At 71.4% G+C, this 19,598-nt stretch carries 21 protein-coding genes; 20 read left to right on the plus strand and 1 reads right to left on the minus strand.

Translation table 11 applies throughout. From position 1 onward, the window contains the following. Position 1: 1 nt before the first annotated feature. The 10 genes from ruvX to nusB are packed head-to-tail and all read left to right on the plus strand — an operon-like array spanning position 2 to position 7,959. Entirely contained in the window at positions 2-475 is a 474-nt protein-coding gene (gene ruvX, locus HMPREF0063_RS05280; protein ID WP_040320119.1) for a Holliday junction resolvase RuvX, read from the plus strand. After that, positions 472-1,590: an endolytic transglycosylase MltG gene (gene mltG, locus HMPREF0063_RS05285; RefSeq protein WP_007077618.1), complete on the plus strand. Its 1,119-nt coding sequence runs from the start codon at positions 472-474 to the stop codon at positions 1,588-1,590. The genes ruvX and mltG overlap by 4 nt, the downstream gene beginning before the upstream one ends. After that, positions 1,590-2,387, plus strand: coding sequence for a shikimate dehydrogenase (locus HMPREF0063_RS05290; RefSeq protein ID WP_040320120.1), 798 nt, complete (start codon positions 1,590-1,592; stop codon positions 2,385-2,387). The genes mltG and HMPREF0063_RS05290 overlap by 1 nt, the downstream gene beginning before the upstream one ends. Before the next feature lie 52 nt (positions 2,388-2,439). Next, positions 2,440-3,120 carry a prepilin peptidase gene (locus HMPREF0063_RS05295; RefSeq protein WP_007077620.1) on the plus strand — a complete coding sequence of 227 codons (681 nt, stop codon included), beginning with the start codon at positions 2,440-2,442 and terminating at the stop codon, positions 3,118-3,120. Positions 3,121-3,138: 18 nt separating this feature from the next. Then, entirely contained in the window at positions 3,139-4,317 is a 1,179-nt protein-coding gene (aroC, locus tag HMPREF0063_RS05300) for a chorismate synthase (RefSeq protein WP_007077621.1), read from the plus strand. 16 nt (positions 4,318-4,333) lie between these two features. Continuing rightward, on the plus strand, positions 4,334-4,843 hold the full coding sequence (locus HMPREF0063_RS05305; RefSeq protein WP_007077622.1) for a shikimate kinase: 510 nt from the start codon (positions 4,334-4,336) through the stop codon (positions 4,841-4,843). Beyond that, the gene (aroB, locus tag HMPREF0063_RS05310) at positions 4,840-5,934 is read left to right on the plus strand and encodes a 3-dehydroquinate synthase (RefSeq protein WP_007077623.1); all 1,095 of its coding nucleotides are present in this window, start codon (positions 4,840-4,842) and stop codon (positions 5,932-5,934) included. The genes HMPREF0063_RS05305 and aroB overlap by 4 nt, the downstream gene beginning before the upstream one ends. Next, the gene (locus tag HMPREF0063_RS05315; protein WP_007077624.1) at positions 5,931-6,986 is read left to right on the plus strand and encodes a M24 family metallopeptidase; all 1,056 of its coding nucleotides are present in this window, start codon (positions 5,931-5,933) and stop codon (positions 6,984-6,986) included. Before aroB ends, HMPREF0063_RS05315 begins: the two co-directional genes overlap by 4 nt. Beyond that, positions 6,983-7,549 carry an elongation factor P gene (efp, locus tag HMPREF0063_RS05320; RefSeq protein WP_425358304.1) on the plus strand — a complete coding sequence of 189 codons (567 nt, stop codon included), beginning with the start codon at positions 6,983-6,985 and terminating at the stop codon, positions 7,547-7,549. Before HMPREF0063_RS05315 ends, efp begins: the two co-directional genes overlap by 4 nt. Continuing rightward, a complete protein-coding gene (gene nusB, locus HMPREF0063_RS05325; RefSeq protein WP_007077626.1) occupies positions 7,549-7,959 on the plus strand; it encodes a transcription antitermination factor NusB in 411 nt (136 codons plus the stop codon). The genes efp and nusB overlap by 1 nt, the downstream gene beginning before the upstream one ends. Before the next feature lie 22 nt (positions 7,960-7,981). On the opposite strand, the gene HMPREF0063_RS05330 is transcribed toward nusB, so the two are convergent. Then, positions 7,982-9,262, minus strand: coding sequence for an HNH endonuclease signature motif containing protein (locus tag HMPREF0063_RS05330; protein WP_007077627.1), 1,281 nt, complete (start codon positions 9,260-9,262; stop codon positions 7,982-7,984). A 283-nt stretch (positions 9,263-9,545) separates the two neighbouring features. Here HMPREF0063_RS05330 and pyrR point away from each other — a divergent pair, with 283 nt between their 5' ends. The 10 genes from pyrR to rpoZ are packed head-to-tail and all read left to right on the plus strand — an operon-like array spanning position 9,546 to position 19,594. Next, complete coding sequence (pyrR, locus tag HMPREF0063_RS05335) at positions 9,546-10,130, plus strand: bifunctional pyr operon transcriptional regulator/uracil phosphoribosyltransferase PyrR (RefSeq protein WP_007077628.1); 585 nt, start codon at positions 9,546-9,548, stop codon at positions 10,128-10,130. Further along, positions 10,127-11,065, plus strand: coding sequence for an aspartate carbamoyltransferase catalytic subunit (locus HMPREF0063_RS05340; protein WP_007077629.1), 939 nt, complete (start codon positions 10,127-10,129; stop codon positions 11,063-11,065). Before pyrR ends, HMPREF0063_RS05340 begins: the two co-directional genes overlap by 4 nt. Next, the gene (locus HMPREF0063_RS05345) at positions 11,062-12,360 is read left to right on the plus strand and encodes a dihydroorotase (protein ID WP_007077630.1); all 1,299 of its coding nucleotides are present in this window, start codon (positions 11,062-11,064) and stop codon (positions 12,358-12,360) included. Before HMPREF0063_RS05340 ends, HMPREF0063_RS05345 begins: the two co-directional genes overlap by 4 nt. Beyond that, entirely contained in the window at positions 12,360-13,628 is a 1,269-nt protein-coding gene (carA, locus tag HMPREF0063_RS05350; RefSeq protein ID WP_007077631.1) for a glutamine-hydrolyzing carbamoyl-phosphate synthase small subunit, read from the plus strand. Before HMPREF0063_RS05345 ends, carA begins: the two co-directional genes overlap by 1 nt. Continuing rightward, positions 13,628-17,062, plus strand: a complete 3,435-nt coding sequence (carB, locus tag HMPREF0063_RS05355; protein ID WP_007077632.1) for a carbamoyl-phosphate synthase large subunit — start codon at positions 13,628-13,630, stop codon at positions 17,060-17,062. The genes carA and carB overlap by 1 nt, the downstream gene beginning before the upstream one ends. Beyond that, complete coding sequence (pyrF, locus tag HMPREF0063_RS05360) at positions 17,059-17,874, plus strand: orotidine-5'-phosphate decarboxylase (RefSeq protein ID WP_007077633.1); 816 nt, start codon at positions 17,059-17,061, stop codon at positions 17,872-17,874. The genes carB and pyrF overlap by 4 nt, the downstream gene beginning before the upstream one ends. Positions 17,875-17,906: 32 nt before the next feature. Further along, positions 17,907-18,335 (plus strand): hypothetical protein, encoded by a 429-nt coding sequence (locus tag HMPREF0063_RS05365; protein WP_007077634.1) that lies wholly within the window; start codon positions 17,907-17,909, stop codon positions 18,333-18,335. Positions 18,336-18,384: 49 nt separating this feature from the next. Further along, on the plus strand, positions 18,385-18,705 hold the full coding sequence (gene mihF, locus HMPREF0063_RS05370) for an integration host factor, actinobacterial type (RefSeq protein WP_007077635.1): 321 nt from the start codon (positions 18,385-18,387) through the stop codon (positions 18,703-18,705). Further along, positions 18,698-19,276 (plus strand): guanylate kinase, encoded by a 579-nt coding sequence (gene gmk, locus HMPREF0063_RS05375; RefSeq protein WP_156794045.1) that lies wholly within the window; start codon positions 18,698-18,700, stop codon positions 19,274-19,276. The genes mihF and gmk overlap by 8 nt, the downstream gene beginning before the upstream one ends. A 45-nt stretch (positions 19,277-19,321) precedes the next feature. Beyond that, positions 19,322-19,594: a DNA-directed RNA polymerase subunit omega gene (gene rpoZ / locus HMPREF0063_RS05380; RefSeq protein ID WP_007077637.1), complete on the plus strand. Its 273-nt coding sequence runs from the start codon at positions 19,322-19,324 to the stop codon at positions 19,592-19,594. Positions 19,595-19,598: the final 4 nt, after the last annotated feature.

A 19,598-nucleotide genomic window follows, 5' to 3' on the forward strand; every position in this document is an offset into this window, starting at 1 on the left:
GGTGAGGCGAGGACGCCGCCTCGGGGTGGACGTCGGTGACGTGCGCATCGGCGTCGCCATGTGCGACCCCGACGGCATGATCGCGACCCCCGTCGAGACGGTGCCGGCGGGCCCTGCGGCCCACGCCCGTCTGCTGCAGATCGCGTCCGAGATCGAGGTGGTCGAGATCGTGGTGGGGCTGCCGTTGTCCCTGTCGGGCCGGGAGGGCCCGGCGGCCGGCAAGGTGCGTGCCTTCGTGCAGGTGCTGGCTGCGATGTCCGACCGCCCCGTACGGTTGGTGGATGAACGACTCTCGACCGTCACGGCGGGGAGCCAGCTCCGCGACAGCGGTCGCACGGGCCGCGGGACCCGTCGGGTGATCGACCAAGCGGCAGCCGTCGTGATCTTGCAGAATGCCTTGGACGCCGAGCGGACCCGGGGCCACGCCCCGGGCGAGCTGGTCGTCGTGGGGGAGCCGACCGAAGGAGAAGCATGAGCAACGACGGACTCGACCTCGTCACCTCCGGTCAGCCGCCGCGCCGCACGGCCGGGCACCGTCGCGCCGAGACCCCGCGCAAGGGTCCCCGGTGGGGCCGGATCGTGCTCGTCCTGGTGCTTCTCGCCGCGCTGGTCGGAGGCGGCACCTGGGCGTACGGCAAGGTGCAGGACGCCTTCAGCGGCCCCGAGGACTTCACCGGACAGGGCACCGGTGAGGTCGTCGTCGACATCCCCTCGGGTTCCAGCGGTCAGGACATCGCCACCCTGCTGTTCGACGCCGGCGTCGTCGCGAGTGCCGAGGCGTTCTACCAGCTCGTTCTCGAGGACTCCCGGGGAGCCGCGATCGAGGCGGGCACCTACACCCTGCGCTCGCAGATGTCCGCCGAGGCGGCCCTGACCGCCCTGGTGGACCGGGCCAATCGCATCGAGGGTCGCGTCGTCGTCACCGAGGGCGCCCGCGTACCTCAGGTCATCGAGACGATCGCCGCCAACACCGACATCACCATGGAGGCCCTCCAGGCCGCCGTCGACAACCCCGAGGCGCTGGGTCTGCCGGCCTCGGCGGAGGGCGACCCCGAGGGCTACCTGTTCCCGGCCACGTACACGGTGCAGCCGGGTTCGACGGCCGAGCAGGTCCTCGCCCAGATGGTCGCCAAGAGCGTCGAGGTGGCGCAGACCGTCGACCTCGCGGGCCGTGCGGCCGCGGTGGGCCTCACCGAGCGCGAGGTCGTCACGATCGCGAGCATCCTGGAGTGGGAGGTCAGCGGCACCGACGACTTCGGCCGGGCGTCACGGGTCATCTACAACCGGCTCGAGGTGGGCGAGGCCCTGCGGATGGACTCCACGGTGCACTTCATCAGCGGCCGGACCGGGGACATCTTCACCACGCCGGAGGAGCGCCAGAGCGACTCGCCGTACAACACCTATCGGTTCGCCGGTCTGCCACCGGGCCCGATCGGCTCGCCCGGCCAGGCGGCACTGGAGGCCGCGCTCGACCCGACCGCCGGCGACTGGATGTACTTCGTGGCCGACCCCGAGACGGGTGAGACCACCTTCACCAACACCTACGCCGAGCACCAGCAGGCCTGCCTGGCGGCCGGCTTCTCCTGCTGATGACACGTCGCTGCGCGGTGCTCGGGTCCCCGATCACCCACTCGCTGTCACCAGCGATGCACCGCGCGGCCTACGTCGACCTCGGCCTGGACTGGACCTACGACGCGGTCGAGCTCACCGAGGACTCCCTGCCGGGGTTCCTGGCCGGCCTCGACGACACCTGGCGCGGCCTGTCGGTCACGGCTCCGCTCAAGCGCGCGCTCGTCGGTCTGCTCGACGACGTCAGCGACGATGCCGCCTTCCTCGGGGTCGCCAACACGGTGGTCATCGGCGAGCAGCGGGTGGGGTTCAACACCGACGTCCCCGGCGCGGTCGGCGCGCTGCGCGAGGCTGGACTCACCACGGTCGGCTCGGCGCGGATCCTGGGCGGCGGGGCCACGGCGGCGTCGATGCTGCTCGCCCTGGGCCGCCTCGGCCTGCAGGAGGTCGAGGTGGTCGTCCGTGACGTCGCCCGCGCCGCCGAGGTGGTCGACGTGGCGCGGCGGTGCGGCATCGCGGCGACGACGACCTCCTTCGGGCCCGGCCCACGGGCCGACGTGGACGTGCTGGTCTCGACGGTGCCGGCCGCGGCCGTCGACCCGGGCCATGCGCTGACGTCGCGGTACGTGTTCGATGCCGTGTACGACCCGTGGCCCACGCCGTTGGCCTCCGCGGCCGCCGATCGCGGCGTCCCCGTGGTCAGCGGGCTGGACCTGCTGGCCCACCAGGCCGCGCTGCAGGTGCACCTGATGACCGGGTGCACCGTCCGACCGGCCCTCCTGCGCGACGCGGCCCTCGGAGCGCTCACCGGCCGCTGAGACGGCTGTGGACGAGGCGTCCGACGACCCCGGTGACCGGTAGCCTGCCGGGGTGGAGATCGCCCTGACCGCCGCGGCCGCGGGACTCGTCGGCGCCGCGGGACCGTGGGTGCTGCGGCGCATCCCCGAGCCCGTCGACCCCGACCCCGACAAGCCGGCCTACCGCGACCTGGCCGGGGGCACGGGTCTGGTGCTGGTCCTCGCGCTCGTGGGCGCGGTGTCGGGCGGTCTGGTCGCCACCGGCATCGACCGGACCGGCCTGCTTCCCGCCTGGGCCCTGGTGTGCGGTGTCGGTGCGTGGCTGTCGTACGTCGATCTGCGCACGCGGCTGCTGCCGTACGTCATCGTGGCGCCCCTGTACCTGGCCACCTGGTTGCTGGTCGGCGTGGCCGCGATCGTCGAGACCGACGCAAGGATTCTGCTGCAGGCACTGGTCGCGAACGTCGTCGTCTACGTGGTGTTCCGGCTGCTCCACGCCGTGGGAGCTCGTCTGGGGGGAGCCCTGGGGTACGGCGACGTCCGGTTGGCGGCGGTGCTGGCGCTCGTCCTGGGGCCGCTGGGTGTCGCCGCCACCACCGCGGGTCTGTACGCCGGCTTCCTCCTCGGCGCCGTGCTCGGGGTGGGGCTGGCCCTGGCCAAGGTCATCGACCGTCGCAGTTTCGCGTTCGGGCCGTACATGGTGGCCGGAGCCGTGGTCGGCGCGGTCTGGGGGCCGCACGTCCTCGGAGCCTGACGTGGGAGAATCGGTGCCATGCTCCGATGGACCACGGCCGGCGAATCCCACGGCCCCGCACTGGCTGCGATCCTCGAGGGGATCCCGGCGGGTGTTCAGCTGACCAGCAAGGACATCGACGCGGCACTCGCCAGGCGCCGGCTCGGGTACGGGCGCGGGGCCCGCATGGCGTTCGAGGCCGACGCCCTGGAGATCATCGGCGGCGTCCGCCACGGTGTCACGATGGGCAGCCCCATCGCGCTGCGCATCGGCAACAGCGAGTGGCCCAAGTGGGACCAGGTCATGTCCGCCGACCCGGTCGACCCCGAGGTGCTCGCCGGCCTGAAGCGCAACGCTCCGCTGACCCGGCCGCGGCCCGGTCACGCCGACCTCGCGGGCATGCAGAAGTACGACTTCGACGAGGCCCGTCCGGTGCTGGAGCGCGCGAGCGCCCGGGAGACGGCGGCGCGGGTCGCGCTGGGCGAGATCGCCTCACAGTTCGTCGAGCAGGCGACCGGCGCCACGATCGTGTCGCACGTGGTCGCGCTGGGCACGGCCGTCGCGCCGGCCGGGGTCGTCCCCACCCGCGCCGACCTCGAGGCCCTCGACGCCGACCCGGTCCGGTGCTTCGATCCCGCGGCGAGCGCCGCGATGGTGGCCGAGGTCGACCTCGCCCACAAGGACGGCGACACCCTCGGGGGCGTCGTCGAGGTGGTCGTCGACGGGCTCCCGCCCGGACTGGGCTCGTACACCCAGGGGGACCGCCGGCTCGACGCACGGCTCGCCGCGGCCCTCATGGGCATCCAGGCCATCAAGGGGGTCGAGGTCGGCGACGGCTTCGAGCTGGCCCGCACCCGCGGTTCGCTCGCCCACGACGAGATCGTCCCGACGGCCGACGGCATCCGGCGGGTCTCGGGCCGCTCCGGCGGAACCGAGGGCGGCATGACGACCGGGGAGCTCCTGCGGGTCCGCGCCGCCATGAAGCCCATCGCCACCGTGCCGCGAGCGCTGCGGACGATCGACGTCAGCACCGGCGAGGAGGCCCGGGCCCACCACCAGCGGTCCGACGTGTGCGCCGTCCCGGCCGCGGGGATCGTCGCCGAGGCGATGGTGGCGCTCGTCCTCGCCGAGGCCGTGCTCGAGAAGTTCGGCGGCGACTCGGTCGGCGAGACCCGGCGGAACGTCGAGAGCTACCTCTCCCACCTCTCGTTCCGGTGACCGGCGTGGTGGACGCATGAGTCCGGTCGTCGTCCTCGTCGGCCCGCCGGGGGCGGGCAAGACCACGGTGGGGGCCGAGCTGGCCCGCCTCAGCGGCACCACGCTGCGCGACACCGACGCGGACGTGGTGACCGAGGCCGGCCGGTCGGTGCAGGAGATCTTCGTCGACGACGGCGAGCCGGCCTTCCGGGCGATGGAGGAGAGCGCGGTGCAACGCGCCCTGGCCGAGCACGACGGCGTGCTGGCCCTGGGCGGTGGGGCGGTGCTGAGCCGGGCCACCCGCGACCGGTTGCGCGGGCAGCCGGTCGTGTTCCTCGACGTCGGTCTTGCGGCGGCGGCCGGCCGGGTCGGCATGGACTCCGGGCGCCCGCTGCTGCTGGGCAACGTGCGGGCCCAGATGAAGCGTCTGCTGGACGACCGTCGTCCGGTGTACGCCGACGTCGCCGTGGCGACCGTCGTGACCGACCACCTGTCGCCGGCCGAGGTCGCCCGGCAGGTGTGGACCCTGATCGAGGAGCGCCGATGAGCACCCGCCTGACCGTCCCGACCGCACGGCCGTACGAGGTCGTGATCGGTCACGGCCTGCACGCGGACCTGGTCGCGTCGATCGACGACAGCGCGCAGCGGGTCGCGATCGTCCACCCTCCGACGCTGCGACACCGGGCCGAGCAGCTGCGCGTGGCGCTCGCGGACGCCGGACGTGAGGTGCACCTGGTGGAGGTCCCCGACGGCGAGCAGGCCAAGTCCGCCGCGGTGCTCGAGTTCTGCTGGCGGGTGCTGGGGGAGTCGGGGTTCACCCGGTCCGACGTGGTGGTGGGCCTCGGGGGTGGCTCCACGACGGACCTGGCGGGCTTCGTGGCGGCCAGCTGGCTGCGGGGGGTGCGCTTCGTGAACGCGCCGACGACCGTGCTCGGCATGGTCGACGCGGCCGTCGGTGGCAAGACCGGCATCAACACGGGTCAGGGCAAGAACCTGGTGGGTGCGTTCCACGAGCCCGTCGCCGTCGTGTGCGACCTCGACGCGTTGGCCACCCTGCCGGCGGCCGAGGTGCGCAGCGGGCTGGCCGAGATCGTCAAGTGCGGCTTCATCGCCGACCCGTCGATCCTCGAGCTGGTGGAGGCGGCACCGACGGCGGCGCTCGACGCCGGCTCGGCGGTGCTGGAGACCCTGATCGCCAAGGGCATCACGGTCAAGGCGCGCACCGTGGCCGGCGACCTGCACGAGTCCGGCGGCGACGGGTCCGGCGGCATCGGCCGTGAGGCGCTCAACTACGGGCACACCCTGGGGCACGCGATCGAGCGCCACACCGGGTACGAGGTGCGACACGGCGAGGCGATCAGCGTCGGCATGGTCTTCGTGGCCGAGCTGGCCCGCAGGAGCGGGCTGATCGACGACTCGCTCGTCGAGGTCCACCGGGAGATGCTCGAGCTCGTGGGTCTGCCCACCCGCTACCGCGCCGAGGCCTGGGACGACCTGCTGCCGGCCATGCGGCTGGACAAGAAGTCGCGAGGGTCGACGATCCGCTTCGTCGTGCTCGACGCCCTCGCGTCGCCGAGGATCCTCGCGGCACCGGACGAGGACCTGCTGCGGGACAGCTATCGCGCCGTCTCGGCATGAGCACCGAGGCGAGGCGGCACCGGGTCGCGGGAGCGCTCGCGACCGATGCGCTGCTCGTGTCGACCCTGTTCAACGTGCGCTACCTGACCGGGTTCACCGGGTCCAACGCGGCGGTGCTCCTGGAGCGCGACGGGGGTGGCGTGCTGTTCACCGACGGGCGGTACCGCGACCAGGCCGCTGCGGAGTGTCCCGACCTGGAGGTCGTGGTGCGACGCGACCTGCCGGCCGCCGTGGCCGAGCGGGTCACGGGCCGCAGCGTCGCGGTCGAGACCCACACGATGAGCGTCGACGCCCACGCCCGGTGGCGCGATCTGCACGTCGGCCCGACCGAACCGGCGGGACGCCCGGTCGAACGGGCGCGGGAGACCAAGGACGACGCCGAGATCGCCGCGCTCCGTCGCGCCTGTGCGATCTCGGTGGAGGCGTTGGCCGGCCTGCTGGACGGTCCGCTGGTGGGCCGCAGCGAGCGCGAGGTGGCCCGTGACCTCGAGAACCGGATGCTCGACCTGGGGGCGGAGGCGGTGGGGTTCGACACCATCTGCGCGGCCGGCGAGAACTCCGCGATCCCGCACCACGCGCCCACGGCCCGACGCCTCGGCACCGGCGACCTGCTCAAGATCGACTTCGGCGCCCGCGTCGACGGGTACCACGCCGACATCACCCGCACGATGGTGCTCGGACCCGCCGCCGACTGGCAGCGGGAGGTGCACGGAGCCGTCCGTCAGGCGCAGGCGCTCGGTGTCGCCGCCCTGGTCGAGGGGGCCGAGGTCGCGGCGGTCGACGCCGCCGTACGGGCCGACCTGGCCTCGAGCGGACAGCTCGAGCACTTCACGACCGGGCTCGGCCACGGGGTCGGCCTGCAGATCCACGAGGACCCGTTCTTCGCCGCCACGCACCCCGGTAGACTGACCGACCGCACCGTCCTGACGATGGAACCCGGCGTCTACCTCGCCGGCCGTGGGGGAGTGCGGATCGAAGACACCGTCTGCGTGACCCCGGGTGCCCCCGAGGTCCTCACGCCGGCGCCCACAGAACTCTTGGAGATCGGCTGATGGCCACCACGAACGACCTGAAGAACGGCATGGTGCTCAACCTCGACGGACACCTGTGGTCCGTCGTCGAGTTCCAGCACGTCAAGCCGGGCAAGGGCCCCGCCTTCGTGCGGACCAAGATCAAGAACATCGGTTCGGGCAAGGTCATCGACAAGACCTTCAACGCCGGCACGAAGGTCGAGACCGCGACGGTCGACAAGCGCGACATGCAGTACCTCTACAACGACGGCACGTCCTACGTGTTCATGGACACCCAGACCTTCGACCAGACCGAGATCCCGCCGGAGGCGATGGGGTCGGCGGTCGACTTCCTGCTGGAGAACCAGAACGCGGTGGTGGCGACCAACGAGGGTCAGGTGCTCTACGTCGAGCTGCCGGCCTCGGTCGAGCTGACCGTCGAGCACACCGACCCGGGCCTGCAGGGCGACCGTTCCAGCGGCGGCACCAAGCCGGCCACGCTCGAGACCGGCAAGGAGATCCAGGTCCCGCTGTTCATCACCAGCGGCGAGAAGATCAAGGTCGACACCCGTGACGCCAGCTATCTCGGTCGCGTGAAGGCCTGATGGGCGCTCGGACCAAGTACCGCAAGCGGGCGCTCGACGTCCTGTTCGAGTCCGAGCTGCAGGGCCTCGAGGCCGGCGGGTCGTTGACAGAACGGCTGGTCACGAACGAACCTCCGATCAACCCGTACACGGTGACCCTCGTCGAGGGGGTCGCCGGGACACGCGACCGCATCGACGCGATCATCTCCGAGCACGCCCACGGGTGGACCCTGGACCGCATGCCGGCGGTCGACCGCAACTTGCTGCGGCTGGGCATCTACGAGATCCTCTACGTCGACGACGTCCCCGACGCCGTGGCGGTGAGCGAGGCCGTGTCGCTGGCACAGGAGCTGTCGACCGACGAGTCCGCCTCGTTCGTCAACGGCGTGCTGTCGAAGGTCGTCGATCTCAAGCCGACCTTCAGCGCCTAGAGCCGGTCGGCTGCGCCGACGCTCAGACGCGGAGCGGCGGATTGCGTGGGGCCCTGCGGGTGTTGATGGTGGCGAGGGTGCGCCGGATGCGTGCTGTCTCGCGGTGGGCGGCGACGCGTTGTCGGTAGGCGCGATGCAGCGGTCGGTGGTCGTGGTCGGTGAAGTCGAACTGGCCGGTGCCGTTCGCGGCGACGCGGAGCAGGTTGCGGTGGACGAGGTGGTGGCAGCGCGTGCACAGGCCGACCATCTGGTCCAGATCGGTGCGGCCGCCGTTCTCCCACCAGGTCGCGTGATGGATCTCCAGGTGCGTGTTGGCGCAGCCGGGTGCGGCGCACACACCGTCCTGGCGGGCGATGATCGCCCTGCGTTGCTGGAGCGTGGCGAGCCTGCGGGTGCGTCCGACGTTGAGGACCCGGGCCTGGGTGAGGTCGCCGGTGGTGGTCATGATCGCGGTCAGATCGCTGATGCAGCCCAGGTAGGACAGCAGCTGCGGTCCGATGGATCCGAATCCGGCCAGCTGGGCTGGAGTCCCGGCCGGGCCGGCACCGGCCCGGGCTGCGGCCAGGGTGTCGGCGTCGGCGATCACGGACAGGTGCGGGCGGATGCCCTTGTCCGACGGGAGCCCCGACTCGAGCACCTTCGACACCAGGGTGTCGAGGGCGTCGACGCGTCGCTCGGCGCCGGTGCGCCTGTCCTCTGCGTCGGTGGGAGCGGCGATCGAGTCGAGCACCGCCCTGAGCTTCGCTCCGGTGACGGTCGACAGGAAGCCGTTCACGTGCCAGCCCATCGGGACGGGATTCACCTGGAGATCTTCCTTCTCCATGCCATCGGCCCAGGCCTGGTCGAGGGACTCGGGGAACACGGCTTCGCGGAGCTGCTGCATGACCCGGCGGAACTCGACCGGCTCGTGGGTGACGGCGACGTCCAGCAGCCAGCTCTGTGCCTCACGGACCACGGACCGTCCGATGTGGCGGATCCCGTAGGTGAACACCGCGACGTGATCGGCCCGGATCCGACCGGCCTCGGCCGCCTCGGGCAGATCCCGCAGGGTCGAGTCGGCGGCCAACAGCTTCCTGGTGGTCTGTGCCGGCAACCGCAGATGCGTCCTGGCCCAGGTCGACATCGCCGACGCACCGTCCAGCTCGAAACCCGCCGTCCGTTGCACCGCAGCCAGGTGATGGACCTTCGCCGCATCCAACGCGTCCTGCGCAGCCTGGATCGCGACCAGGACCTCCCGGTCATCGCCACGCGTCAGCGCATCAGCAGCCCCACGCAGCGTGGCGGCGACGGTCCCCGAATCCATGCTTCCACCCTACTCGAACAGACGTTCGATGACAAGAGTCTACGGCAGGTTTCTCGCTGGAATGACCGAGGTTTCGAGGCTCCTCGCAGAGCTCGTCGCACCTCAACCAGCGAAGGGCTACCGGTGTGAAGGGTGCTCCCTGCCCCAGGCCCTTCGGCCCTCGATCGACCCCGGTCGTGACGCCACCGAACACCCGTCCCGTCGGGGTCGCGGCGCTGCTAGGGTGATCGCCGAACCGACATCCTTTAACGGCCGTCCCGTGAGGCGGAGAAGGAGGTCAGCCATGGTCACGTCATCGCACGGGTCCAGTGCCGACGAACCCGATGCTGCGCCGCTGCGACAGGTCCTCGACTCCGCCGAGATCGGTCGGGCGTTGACGCGCATCACCCACGAGATCCTCGAGCGCAACCACGGTGCCGGCGAGGTGGTCCTGGTCGGCATCCCGACCCGGGGTGTGCACCTGGCCCGCCGCATCGCCGACCGGATGAGCCAGGTCGAGTCGCGTCCCGTCCACGCCGGCGCCCTCGACATCACGATGTACCGCGACGACCTGCGGCTCAAGCCGGCCCGCGCGCTCGAACACACCGACATCCCTGACGACGTCGACGGCAAGGTCGTCGTGCTCGTCGACGACGTGCTGTTCTCGGGCCGCACGATCCGGGCCGCCCTCGACGCTCTGGGCGACCTCGGCCGACCCCGGGCGGTGCAGCTGGCGGTCCTGATCGACCGGGGCCACCGCGAGCTGCCGATCCGCGCCGACTTCGTCGGCAAGAACCTGCCGACCGCTCTCACCGAGAAGGTGCGGGTCCGTCTGCGGGAGACCGACGAGGTCGAGGACTCCGTGGCGATCGCCGGAGGCGCCTCATGAAGCGACACCTGCTGAGCGCGGCCGACCTGGCCCGCGACGAGGCGTCCCGGGTGCTCGACACCGCGGAGGAGATGCTCGGCATCGCTGAGCGGCCGATCAAGAAGCTGCCGACCCTGCGCGGACGCACCGTCGTCAACCTGTTCTTCGAGGACTCGACCCGCACCCGGATCTCGTTCGAGGCCGCGGCGAAGCGGCTCAGCGCCGATGTCATCACCTTCTCGGCCAAGGGCTCCAGCGTGAGCAAGGGCGAGAGCCTCAAGGACACCGCGCTGACCCTGCAGGCGATGGGCGCCGACGCGGTCGTCATCCGGCACCACTCCTCCGGTGCGCCCCACCGGCTCGCCGGGGCGGGGTGGACGAACGGCGCCGTGATCAACGCCGGGGACGGGACGCACGAGCACCCCACCCAGGCCCTGCTCGACGCGTTCACGATGCGGCGCCACCTCGGCGACCTCGCCGGCAAGAACGTCACCATCGTCGGCGACGTCCTCCACAGCCGCGTCGCCCGGTCCAACGCCCTGCTGCTCCACACCCTCGGCGCGCACGTCACCCTGGTGGCACCGCCGACCCTGCTGCCCGTCGGTGTCGAGCACTGGCCGGTCGAGACGTCCTACCGGCTCGACGACAGCCTCGAGAAGGCCGACGCGGTCATGATGCTGCGGGTCCAGCGCGAGCGGATGAACGCCTCGTACTTCCCGAGTGCACGGGAGTACAGCCGTCGCTACGGGCTCGACACGGCCCGGATGGACCGGCTGCCCGAGCACGCGATCGTGATGCACCCCGGCCCGATGAACCGCGGCATGGAGATCACCGCCGACGTCGCCGACTCCGGCCGTTCGGTCATCGTCGAACAGGTCACCAACGGCGTGGCGGTCCGCATGGCCGTGCTCTACCTGCTCGTCGGGGGCGCCACCACCGAGGAAGGTCCCGCATGAGCGACTACGTCATCCGCCGCGCCCGACTGCTGGGCGAGGAGGTCACCGACCTGGCGATGTCCGGCGGCATCATCACGGCCGTCGGCCCCGACCTGGACGCGCCCGGTCACGTCGAGGTCGACGCCACCGGACTGGTCGCGCTCCCCGGGCTGGTCGACCTGCACACCCACCTGCGCGAGCCGGGCCGCGAGGACGCCGAGACGGTCCTGAGCGGCACCCGCGCCGCCGCGCGGGGCGGATTCACCTGCGTGCACGCCATGGCCAACACCGACCCGGTCGCGGACACCGCCGGAGTGGTCGAGCAGGTCTGGCGGCTCGGCCGCGAGGGTGGCTACTGCGACGTGCAGCCGGTCGGTGCCGTCACGGTCGGACTGGGCGGCAGCCAGCTCGCCGAGCTGGGCGCGATGGCCGACTCCGCCGCGCAGGTGCGCGTGTTCTCCGACGACGGCAAGTGCGTCTCCGACGCCGTGCTCATGCGGCGTGCCCTCGAGTACGTCAAGGCCTTCGACGGCGTCATCGCCCAGCACGCGCAGGAGCCCCGGCTCACCGAGGGTGCGCAGATGAACGAGGGCCTGCTGTCCGGCGAGCTCGGCCTCACCGGCTGGCCGGCCGCCGCGGAGGAGGCGATCGTCGCCCGCGACTGCGTGCTGGCCGCGCACGTCGGGTCCCGGCTGCACGTGTGCCATCTCTCGACCCGCGGATCGGTCGAGATCGTCCGGTGGGCCAAGAGCAAGGGCTGGGACGTCACCGCCGAGGTCACCCCCCACCACCTGCTGCTCACCGACGAGCTGGTCCGCTCGTACGACCCGATCTACAAGGTCAACCCCCCGCTGCGCACCGCCGACGACGTCGCCGCGGTGCGGGAGGGCCTGGCCGACGGCACGATCGACATCGTGGCGACCGACCATGCTCCGCACCCCATGGAGGACAAGGAGTGTGAGTGGTCCGCCGCCGCCTTCGGGATGCTGGGGCTGGAGACGGCGCTGTCGGTGGTGCAGCACACGATGGTCGACACCGGAGCCCTCACCTGGGCCCAGGTCGCCGAGCGGATGTCCGCGGCGCCGGCCCGCATCAGCCGGGTGGGTGGGGGCCACGGCCGGCCGCTCGCCGTGGGCGAGGCCGCCCACGTCGTCCTCCACGACCCGGAGGCGACCCGGGTCGTCACCGCGGCCGACAGTGCCTCGCTGTCGCGCAACAATCCCTACGCCGGGCTCGAGCTGCCCGGCCGCGTCGTGGCCACGTGGCTGCGGGGCGTCCCCACCGTCCGTGACGGCGAACTGCAGGAGACGAACTGATGAGTCTGACCACTGAGGCGATCCTGGTGCTCGAGGACGGCCGCACGTTCCGCGGCGAGGCCTACGGAGCGATCGGGGAGACCGTCGGCGAGATCGTCTTCGCGACCGGGATGACCGGGTACCAGGAGACCATCACCGACCCGTCCTACCACCGGCAGCTGCTGGTGCAGACGGCTCCACACATCGGCAACACGGGCTTCAACTCCGAGGACATGGAGTCCGGCCAGATCTGGGTCGCGGGCTACGTCGTCCGTGACCCTGCTCGGATCCCGAGCAGCTGGCGCTCCGAGGGGACCCTCGCCGACGCCCTCGTGCAGCAGGGCGTGGTCGGCATCAGCGGGGTCGACACCCGGGCGCTGACCCGTCACCTGCGCGAACGGGGCGCGATGCGGGCGGGCATCAGCTCGATCACCACCCACCGCGACGTGCTGCTCGAGCGGGTCCTGGCAGCACCTCCCATGGCCGGCGCGGACCTGTCCGCCGAGGTCTCGACCCGCGAGTCCTACGTGGTGCCCGCCCAGGGTGAGAAGCGGTTCACCGTCGCGGCGATCGACCTGGGCATCAAGGGCATGACCCCCCGCCGGATGGCCGAACGTGGCATCGAGGTCCACGTCCTGCCGAGCTCGGCCACCTTCGAGGACGTCACCGCGATCGCCCCCGACGGCGTCTTCATGTCCAACGGCCCGGGAGACCCCGCTGCCGCGGACCACGCGGTGGACGTGCTGCGGCAGGTCCTCTCGGCCGGCATCCCGTACTTCGGCATCTGCTTCGGCAACCAGATCTTCGGGCGGGCGCTCGGTCTGGGCACCTACAAGCTGACCTACGGTCACCGGGGCATCAACCAGCCCGTCCAGGACCTCACCACCGGTCGGGTCGAGATCACCAGCCAGAACCACGGATTCGCGGTCGACGCACCGGTCGAGGGCGGGTTCGAGACGCCGTACGGCCCGGGCCGCGTGACCCACCTGGGCCTCAACGACCAGGTCGTGGAGGGCATCGCTCTGGTCGACGCGCCGGCGTTCAGCGTCCAGTACCACCCGGAGGCGGCGGCCGGCCCCCACGACTCCGCCTACCTGTTCGACCGGTTCGTGGACCTGATGGAGCACCACCGCGCCCCCGTGGCCTCCCCGCCGCCGCCCCCGCCACCGACCGAGGCGGACGTCACTGGCACCGCCGGCACCGACCCCGCCAGCCCCGACCCCACCAGCCCCGACCCCACGGACGCCGACACCCCGGTCGGCGCCGACGCTCCCGAGGAGACTGCCTGATGCCCAAGCGGACCGACATCTCCTCGATCCTCGTCATCGGCTCCGGCCCGATCGTCATCGGTCAGGCCTGCGAGTTCGACTACTCCGGCACGCAGGCGTGCCGGGTGCTGCAGGAGGAGGGCATCCGGGTCATCCTGGTCAACTCCAACCCGGCCACGATCATGACCGACCCCGAGTTCGCCGACGCCACCTACGTGGAGCCGATCACGCCGGAGTTCGTCGAGAAGGTCATCGCGCACGAGCGGCCCGACGCGCTGCTCGCGACCCTGGGCGGCCAGACCGCGCTCAACGCGGCCATCAGCCTGCACGAGAACGGCATCCTGGAGAAGTACGGTGTGGAGCTCATCGGTGCGTCCGTCGAAGCGATCGAGAAGGGCGAGAACCGGCAGTCGTTCAAGCGGATCGTCGAGGAGCTGCCGGCCGAGTGGGGTGCCGAGGTCGCCAAGTCCGCCATCTGCCACACCATGGACGAGTGCCTCGCAGCCGTCGACGAGCTCGGCGGCTACCCGCTGGTCGTCCGGCCGAGCTTCACCATGGGTGGCAGCGGTTCGGGCCTGGCCTACGACGAGGCCGACCTGCACCGGATCGCCGGTTCGGGTCTGGCCCTCAGCCCCACCACCGAGGTGCTCCTGGAGGAGTCGATCCTCGGCTGGAAGGAGTACGAGCTGGAGGTGATGCGCGACACCGCCGACAACGTGGTGATCGTCTGCACGATCGAGAACCTCGACCCGATGGGTGTGCACACCGGCGACTCGATCACCGTCGCCCCCGCGATGACGCTCACCGACGTCGAGTACCAGCGACTCCGCAACATCTCGATCGGGGTGATCCGTGAGGTGGGGGTCGACACCGGTGGGTGCAACATCCAGTTCGCCGTGAACCCGGTCGACGGTCGCATCGTCGTCATCGAGATGAACCCGCGGGTGTCACGGTCGTCCGCCCTCGCGTCGAAGGCCACCGGCTTCCCGATCGCCAAGATCGCCGCCAAGGTCGCCATCGGCTACACCCTCGACGAGATCCCCAACGACATCACCGCCGAGACACCGGCCAGCTTCGAGCCGACCCTCGACTACGTGGTCGTGAAGGTCCCGCGCTTCGCCTTCGAGAAGTTCCCGGCGGCCGACTCCACGCTGACCACCCACATGAAGTCCGTCGGTGAGGCGATGGCGATCGGCCGCAACTTCACCGAGGCGCTCGGCAAGGCGCTGCGCTCCCTGGAACGCCGGGGCGCGGGGTTCAGCTGGACCGGTCCGGTCGGCGACAAGGACGAGCTGCTCGCGGCGGTCGGACGTCCGCACGACGGTCGGCTCCAGCTGGTGATGCAGGCGATCCGGGCCGGGGCGACCCTCGACGAGGTGGTGTCCGCCACGACGATGGACCCGTGGTTCGTCGACCAGCTGTTCGCGGTCCACGAGGTCGCCACCGAGGTCCACGAGGCCGTCGACCTGCGCCCCGAGCTGATGCGCAGGGCCAAGCGGCACGGCCTGTCCGACGCCCAGATCGGTGAGCTCCGCGACCTGCGGGAGGACGTCGTACGAGGGGTGCGCCACGCCCTGGGGGTGCGGCCGGTGTACAAGACCGTCGACACCTGCGCGGCGGAGTTCGCGGCCACGACGCCGTACCACTACTCCTCGTACGACGACGAGACCGAGGTGGAGCCGCGCGAGAAGCCTGCGGTGATCATCCTGGGCAGCGGCCCCAACCGGATCGGGCAGGGCATCGAGTTCGACTACTCGTGCGTGCACGCCGCGCTGGCGCTGTCCGAGGTGGGCTACGAGACCATCATGGTCAACTGCAACCCCGAGACGGTCTCCACCGACTACGACACGTCCGACCGGCTCTACTTCGAGCCGCTGACGCTCGAGGACGTGCTCGAGATCTACCACGCGGAGCGCGCCGCGGGCCCGATCGCCGGTGTGATCGTCCAGCTGGGTGGTCAGACCCCGCTCGGTCTGGCGGCCGCGCTGGAGGCCGAGGGCGTGCCCATCGTCGGCACGTCGCCGTCGGCCATCGACCTGGCCGAGGAGCGCGGTGCGTTCGGCCGCGTGCTCGCCGAGGCGGGTCTGCCGGCGCCCAAGCACGGCACCGCCACCACGTTCGCGGGAGCCCAGGCGATCGCCGACGAGATCGGCTACCCGGTTCTCGTGCGGCCGTCCTACGTCCTGGGCGGCCGCGGGATGGAGATCGTCTACGACGAGCAGACGCTGGAGGAGTACATCGACCGGGCCACGGAGATCTCTCCGGAGCACCCGGTGCTGGTCGACCGGTTCCTCGACGACGCCATCGAGATCGACGTCGACGCCCTGTACGACGGCACCGAGCTGTTCCTCGGGGGCGTCATGGAGCACATCGAGGAGGCGGGGGTGCACTCGGGCGACTCGGCCTGCTCGCTGCCGCCGATCACCCTCGGGGCCCTCGAGATCGATCGCATCCGCACCTCGACCGAGGCGATCGCGGCCGGCGTCGGGGTGCTGGGTCTGATCAACATCCAGTTCGCCCTCAGCTCGGACACGCTGTTCGTGCTCGAGGCGAACCCGCGGGCCTCGCGCACGGTGCCCTTCGTTTCCAAGGCCACGGCGACCCCGTTGGCCAAGGCCGCGGCCCGGATCATGCTGGGTGAGTCGATCGCGGACCTGAGGGCCGCGGGCGTGCTGCCGGCCAGCGGTGACGGGGGAGTGCTGTCCGACACCGCCCCGATCGCGGTCAAGGAGGCCGTGATGCCCTTCAACCGGTTCCGCACCTACGACGGCACCTACGTCGACACCGTGCTGGGGCCGGAGATGCGGTCCACCGGGGAGGTCATGGGCTTCGACGTCAGCTTCGGGACGGCTTTCGCCAAGGCCCAGGCCGGGGCGCAGAACGGCCTGCCGACCTCCGGCACGGTCTTCGTGTCGGTCGCCAACCGCGACAAGCGCAACATGATCTTCCCCGTCAAGCGGCTGGCCGACCTGGGCTTCAGGATCCTGGCGACCAAGGGCACCGCCCAGGTGCTGCGGCGGCACGGCGTCGAGACCTCGGAGATCCGCAAGCTGGCCGAGGAGCCGCTCGAGGGCGACACCCGCAGCACGATCGTCGACAAGATCCGCGAGCGCGACGTGCAGCTGATCATCAACACACCGCACGGAGTGTCCTCCGGGGCGAACGCGCGCGTCGACGGGTACGAGATCCGCACCGCGGCCGTGGCCGAGGGCATCCCGTGCATCACCACGGTGCAGGGACTGGCCGCCGCCGTCCAGGGGATCGAGGCCCTCACGGAGGGCAGCCTCGGGGTGCGGTCGCTGCAGGACTGGGCCCGCCTGATGCGCGGCGAGGAGCTCGCGCCCGCCGGAGGGTCGACGGTGCCCGACCAGGCCGACGAGGAGCCGGCCGTCGAGGAGCCGGGCGTCGAGGAGTCCGCGCAGCCGGGGTCCGTGCCGGCGGAGTCGGGGGAGTGAGCTTCGGGTCACGCGCCGCCGCGGCGATGCAGGCCTACGGCCCTGCCTGCATCGGCATCGACCCCCATGCCAACCTGCTGGAGCAGTGGGGTCTCGGTGACGACGTCGACGGACTCGAGCGGTTCGCCGCCACCTGCGTCGAGGCGTTCGCCGGCCGGGTGGCGTTCGTCAAGCCGCAGTCGGCGTTCTTCGAACGGTTCGGCGCCCGGGGGGTGGCGGTGCTCGAACGCACGGTCGCCGACCTGCGGCACACCGGCACGCTCGTCGTCCTCGACGTGAAGCGAGGCGACATCGACAGCACGGCGCGGGCCTACGCCGACGCCTACCTCGACGAGGACGCACCGATGGCCGTCGACGCGATCACGGTGAGCCCGTTCCTCGGGTTCGGGTCGCTGACCCCGTTCTTCGAGGTCGCCGAGCTCAACGACGCCGGGGTGTTCGTCCTCGCGCTGACCTCCAACGCCGACGGACACGAGGTCCAGCACGCCCGTCGTGGCGACACCACGGTCGCCGGTGACGTGCTCGCGCGGCTCCGCGCCCTCAACGGCGACGCCCGTCCGATGGGTCCGTTCGGTGCCGTCGTCGGGGCCACCATCGGCGACGCCGACTGGGACCTCGACATCAACGGACCCCTGCTCGTGCCGGGGTTCGGTGCCCAGGGCGGGACCGTCGCCGACATCCGGAGGCTGTTCGGGTCGGTCCTCGACCACGTCATCCCGTCCACCTCGCGACAGGTCCTGGCGGCCGGACCCGACGTCGCGGCGCTCCGTGCGTCGGCCGCCTCGGTCAATGCCGAACTTGTAGGCTCGTGACATTCTCGTCCCCGCCGGAAGGAGCCGTCACCATGCGTCGTGCTCTTGTCGCCGTCGGCGCGGCGGCGACCGGTCTGGCCCTGGTGTCCGGCTGCGGCGCGGGTGACTACTGTGCAGCGGTCGAGGCCGACCTCGACACGTTGTCGGGGTTCGGCGCCGAGCGCACCACGGAGGCGTACACGACCTACGCCGACACCCTGCGGACGATCGGTGCGGTCGCACCCGACGACGTCGCCGACGACTACGCCGATCTGGAGAGCGTCACCCGGGCCGTGCTCGACGCGCAGTCGGCGGTCGGCGTCCCGCTGGAGCAGATGACCGACCAGGCCGCGGTCGCTCCGTTGACGAGCGAGCAGCTGGCGGACCTCGACGCGGCGTACCAGGCGTTCAACGACACGGCGGACCAGCGCGAGGCGATCGTCGCGAGCGTCGTCGACGAGTGCGGCGTGACCCTCTCATGAACCACCCGACCGGCGCGGCGTCGCCGGAACCGACAGAAAGGTCCCTCTCGTGGCACTTCCTCAACTGACGCCGGAACAGCGTCGGGCTGCGCTGGAGAAGGCGGCCGCCGCACGACAGCTGCGGGCCGAGATCAAGAACAGGCTCAAGCACTCCGGTGCCTCGCTGGCCGACGTCATCGCCGAGTCCCGGGCCAACGAGATCGTCGCGAAGCTGCGCGTCATCGACCTGCTGCAGTCGATGCCCGGCGTCGGCAAGGTCCGGGCCCGCGAGATCATGGACCGCATCGGCATCGCCGACAGTCGCCGGCTGCGGGGGCTGGGGGCGAACCAGATCCAGGCCCTGCTCCGCGAGTTCGGCCACCGTGACTGACCGAGCCCCGTTGCAGCGGTCCAGGCTCGTCGTGCTGGCCGGTCCCACCGCCGTCGGCAAGGGCACCGTCGCGGACTGCGTGCGCCGCGACCACCCCGACATCTGGATCTCGGTGTCGGTCACCACGCGTCCGCCGCGGCCGGGGGAGGTCGACGGGGTGCACTACCACTTCGTCTCCGACGCGGAGTTCGACCACCTCCTCGCGCACGACGGACTCCTGGAGTGGGCGGTCGTGCACGGCGCCGCCCGCTACGGCACCCCTCGGGCGCCGGTCGAGAAGCAGTTGGCCGCCGGCCGCCCGGCCCTCCTGGAGATCGACCTGCAGGGAGCCCGGCAGGTCCGCGAGTCGATGGTCGACGCCCTGCTGGTCTTCCTGGCGCCACCGTCGTTCGAGGAGCTGGAGCGACGACTGCTCGGCCGGGGCACCGAGGACGCCGAACAACGGTCGAGGCGATTGGCCACGGCGCGCGAGGAGCTGGCCGCCGAGGACGAGTTCGACGTGACGATCGTCAACACCGATGTCGAGGCTGCGTGCCGATCCTTGGTAGAGTTGTTCCGTTCCGGCCCCTGAGGGGCCGCTTCCCTGCTCCATCTCCTAGTTCTCCTGTGAGGTTCTGTGTCCACCACGCGCTCGGTCGCCGCCGGTATCACCAATCCGCCGATCGACGACCTGCTCGAGAAGGCCGACTCCAAGTACAAGCTGGTGCTGTACAGCGCCAAGCGTGCGCGGCAGATCAACGCCTACTACTCGCAGCTGGGCGAGGGCCTGCTGGAGTACGTCGGCCCGCTGCTGGAGACCCAGGTCCAGGAGAAGCCGCTGTCGATCGCGATGCGCGAGATCAACGCCGACCTGCTGACCGTCGAGGACATCGAGCCCGACGAGTCCTGAGGCC

It is taken from the genome of Aeromicrobium marinum DSM 15272 (genome assembly GCF_000160775.2).
Classification (GTDB): Bacteria; Actinomycetota; Actinomycetes; order Propionibacteriales; family Nocardioidaceae; genus Aeromicrobium; species Aeromicrobium marinum.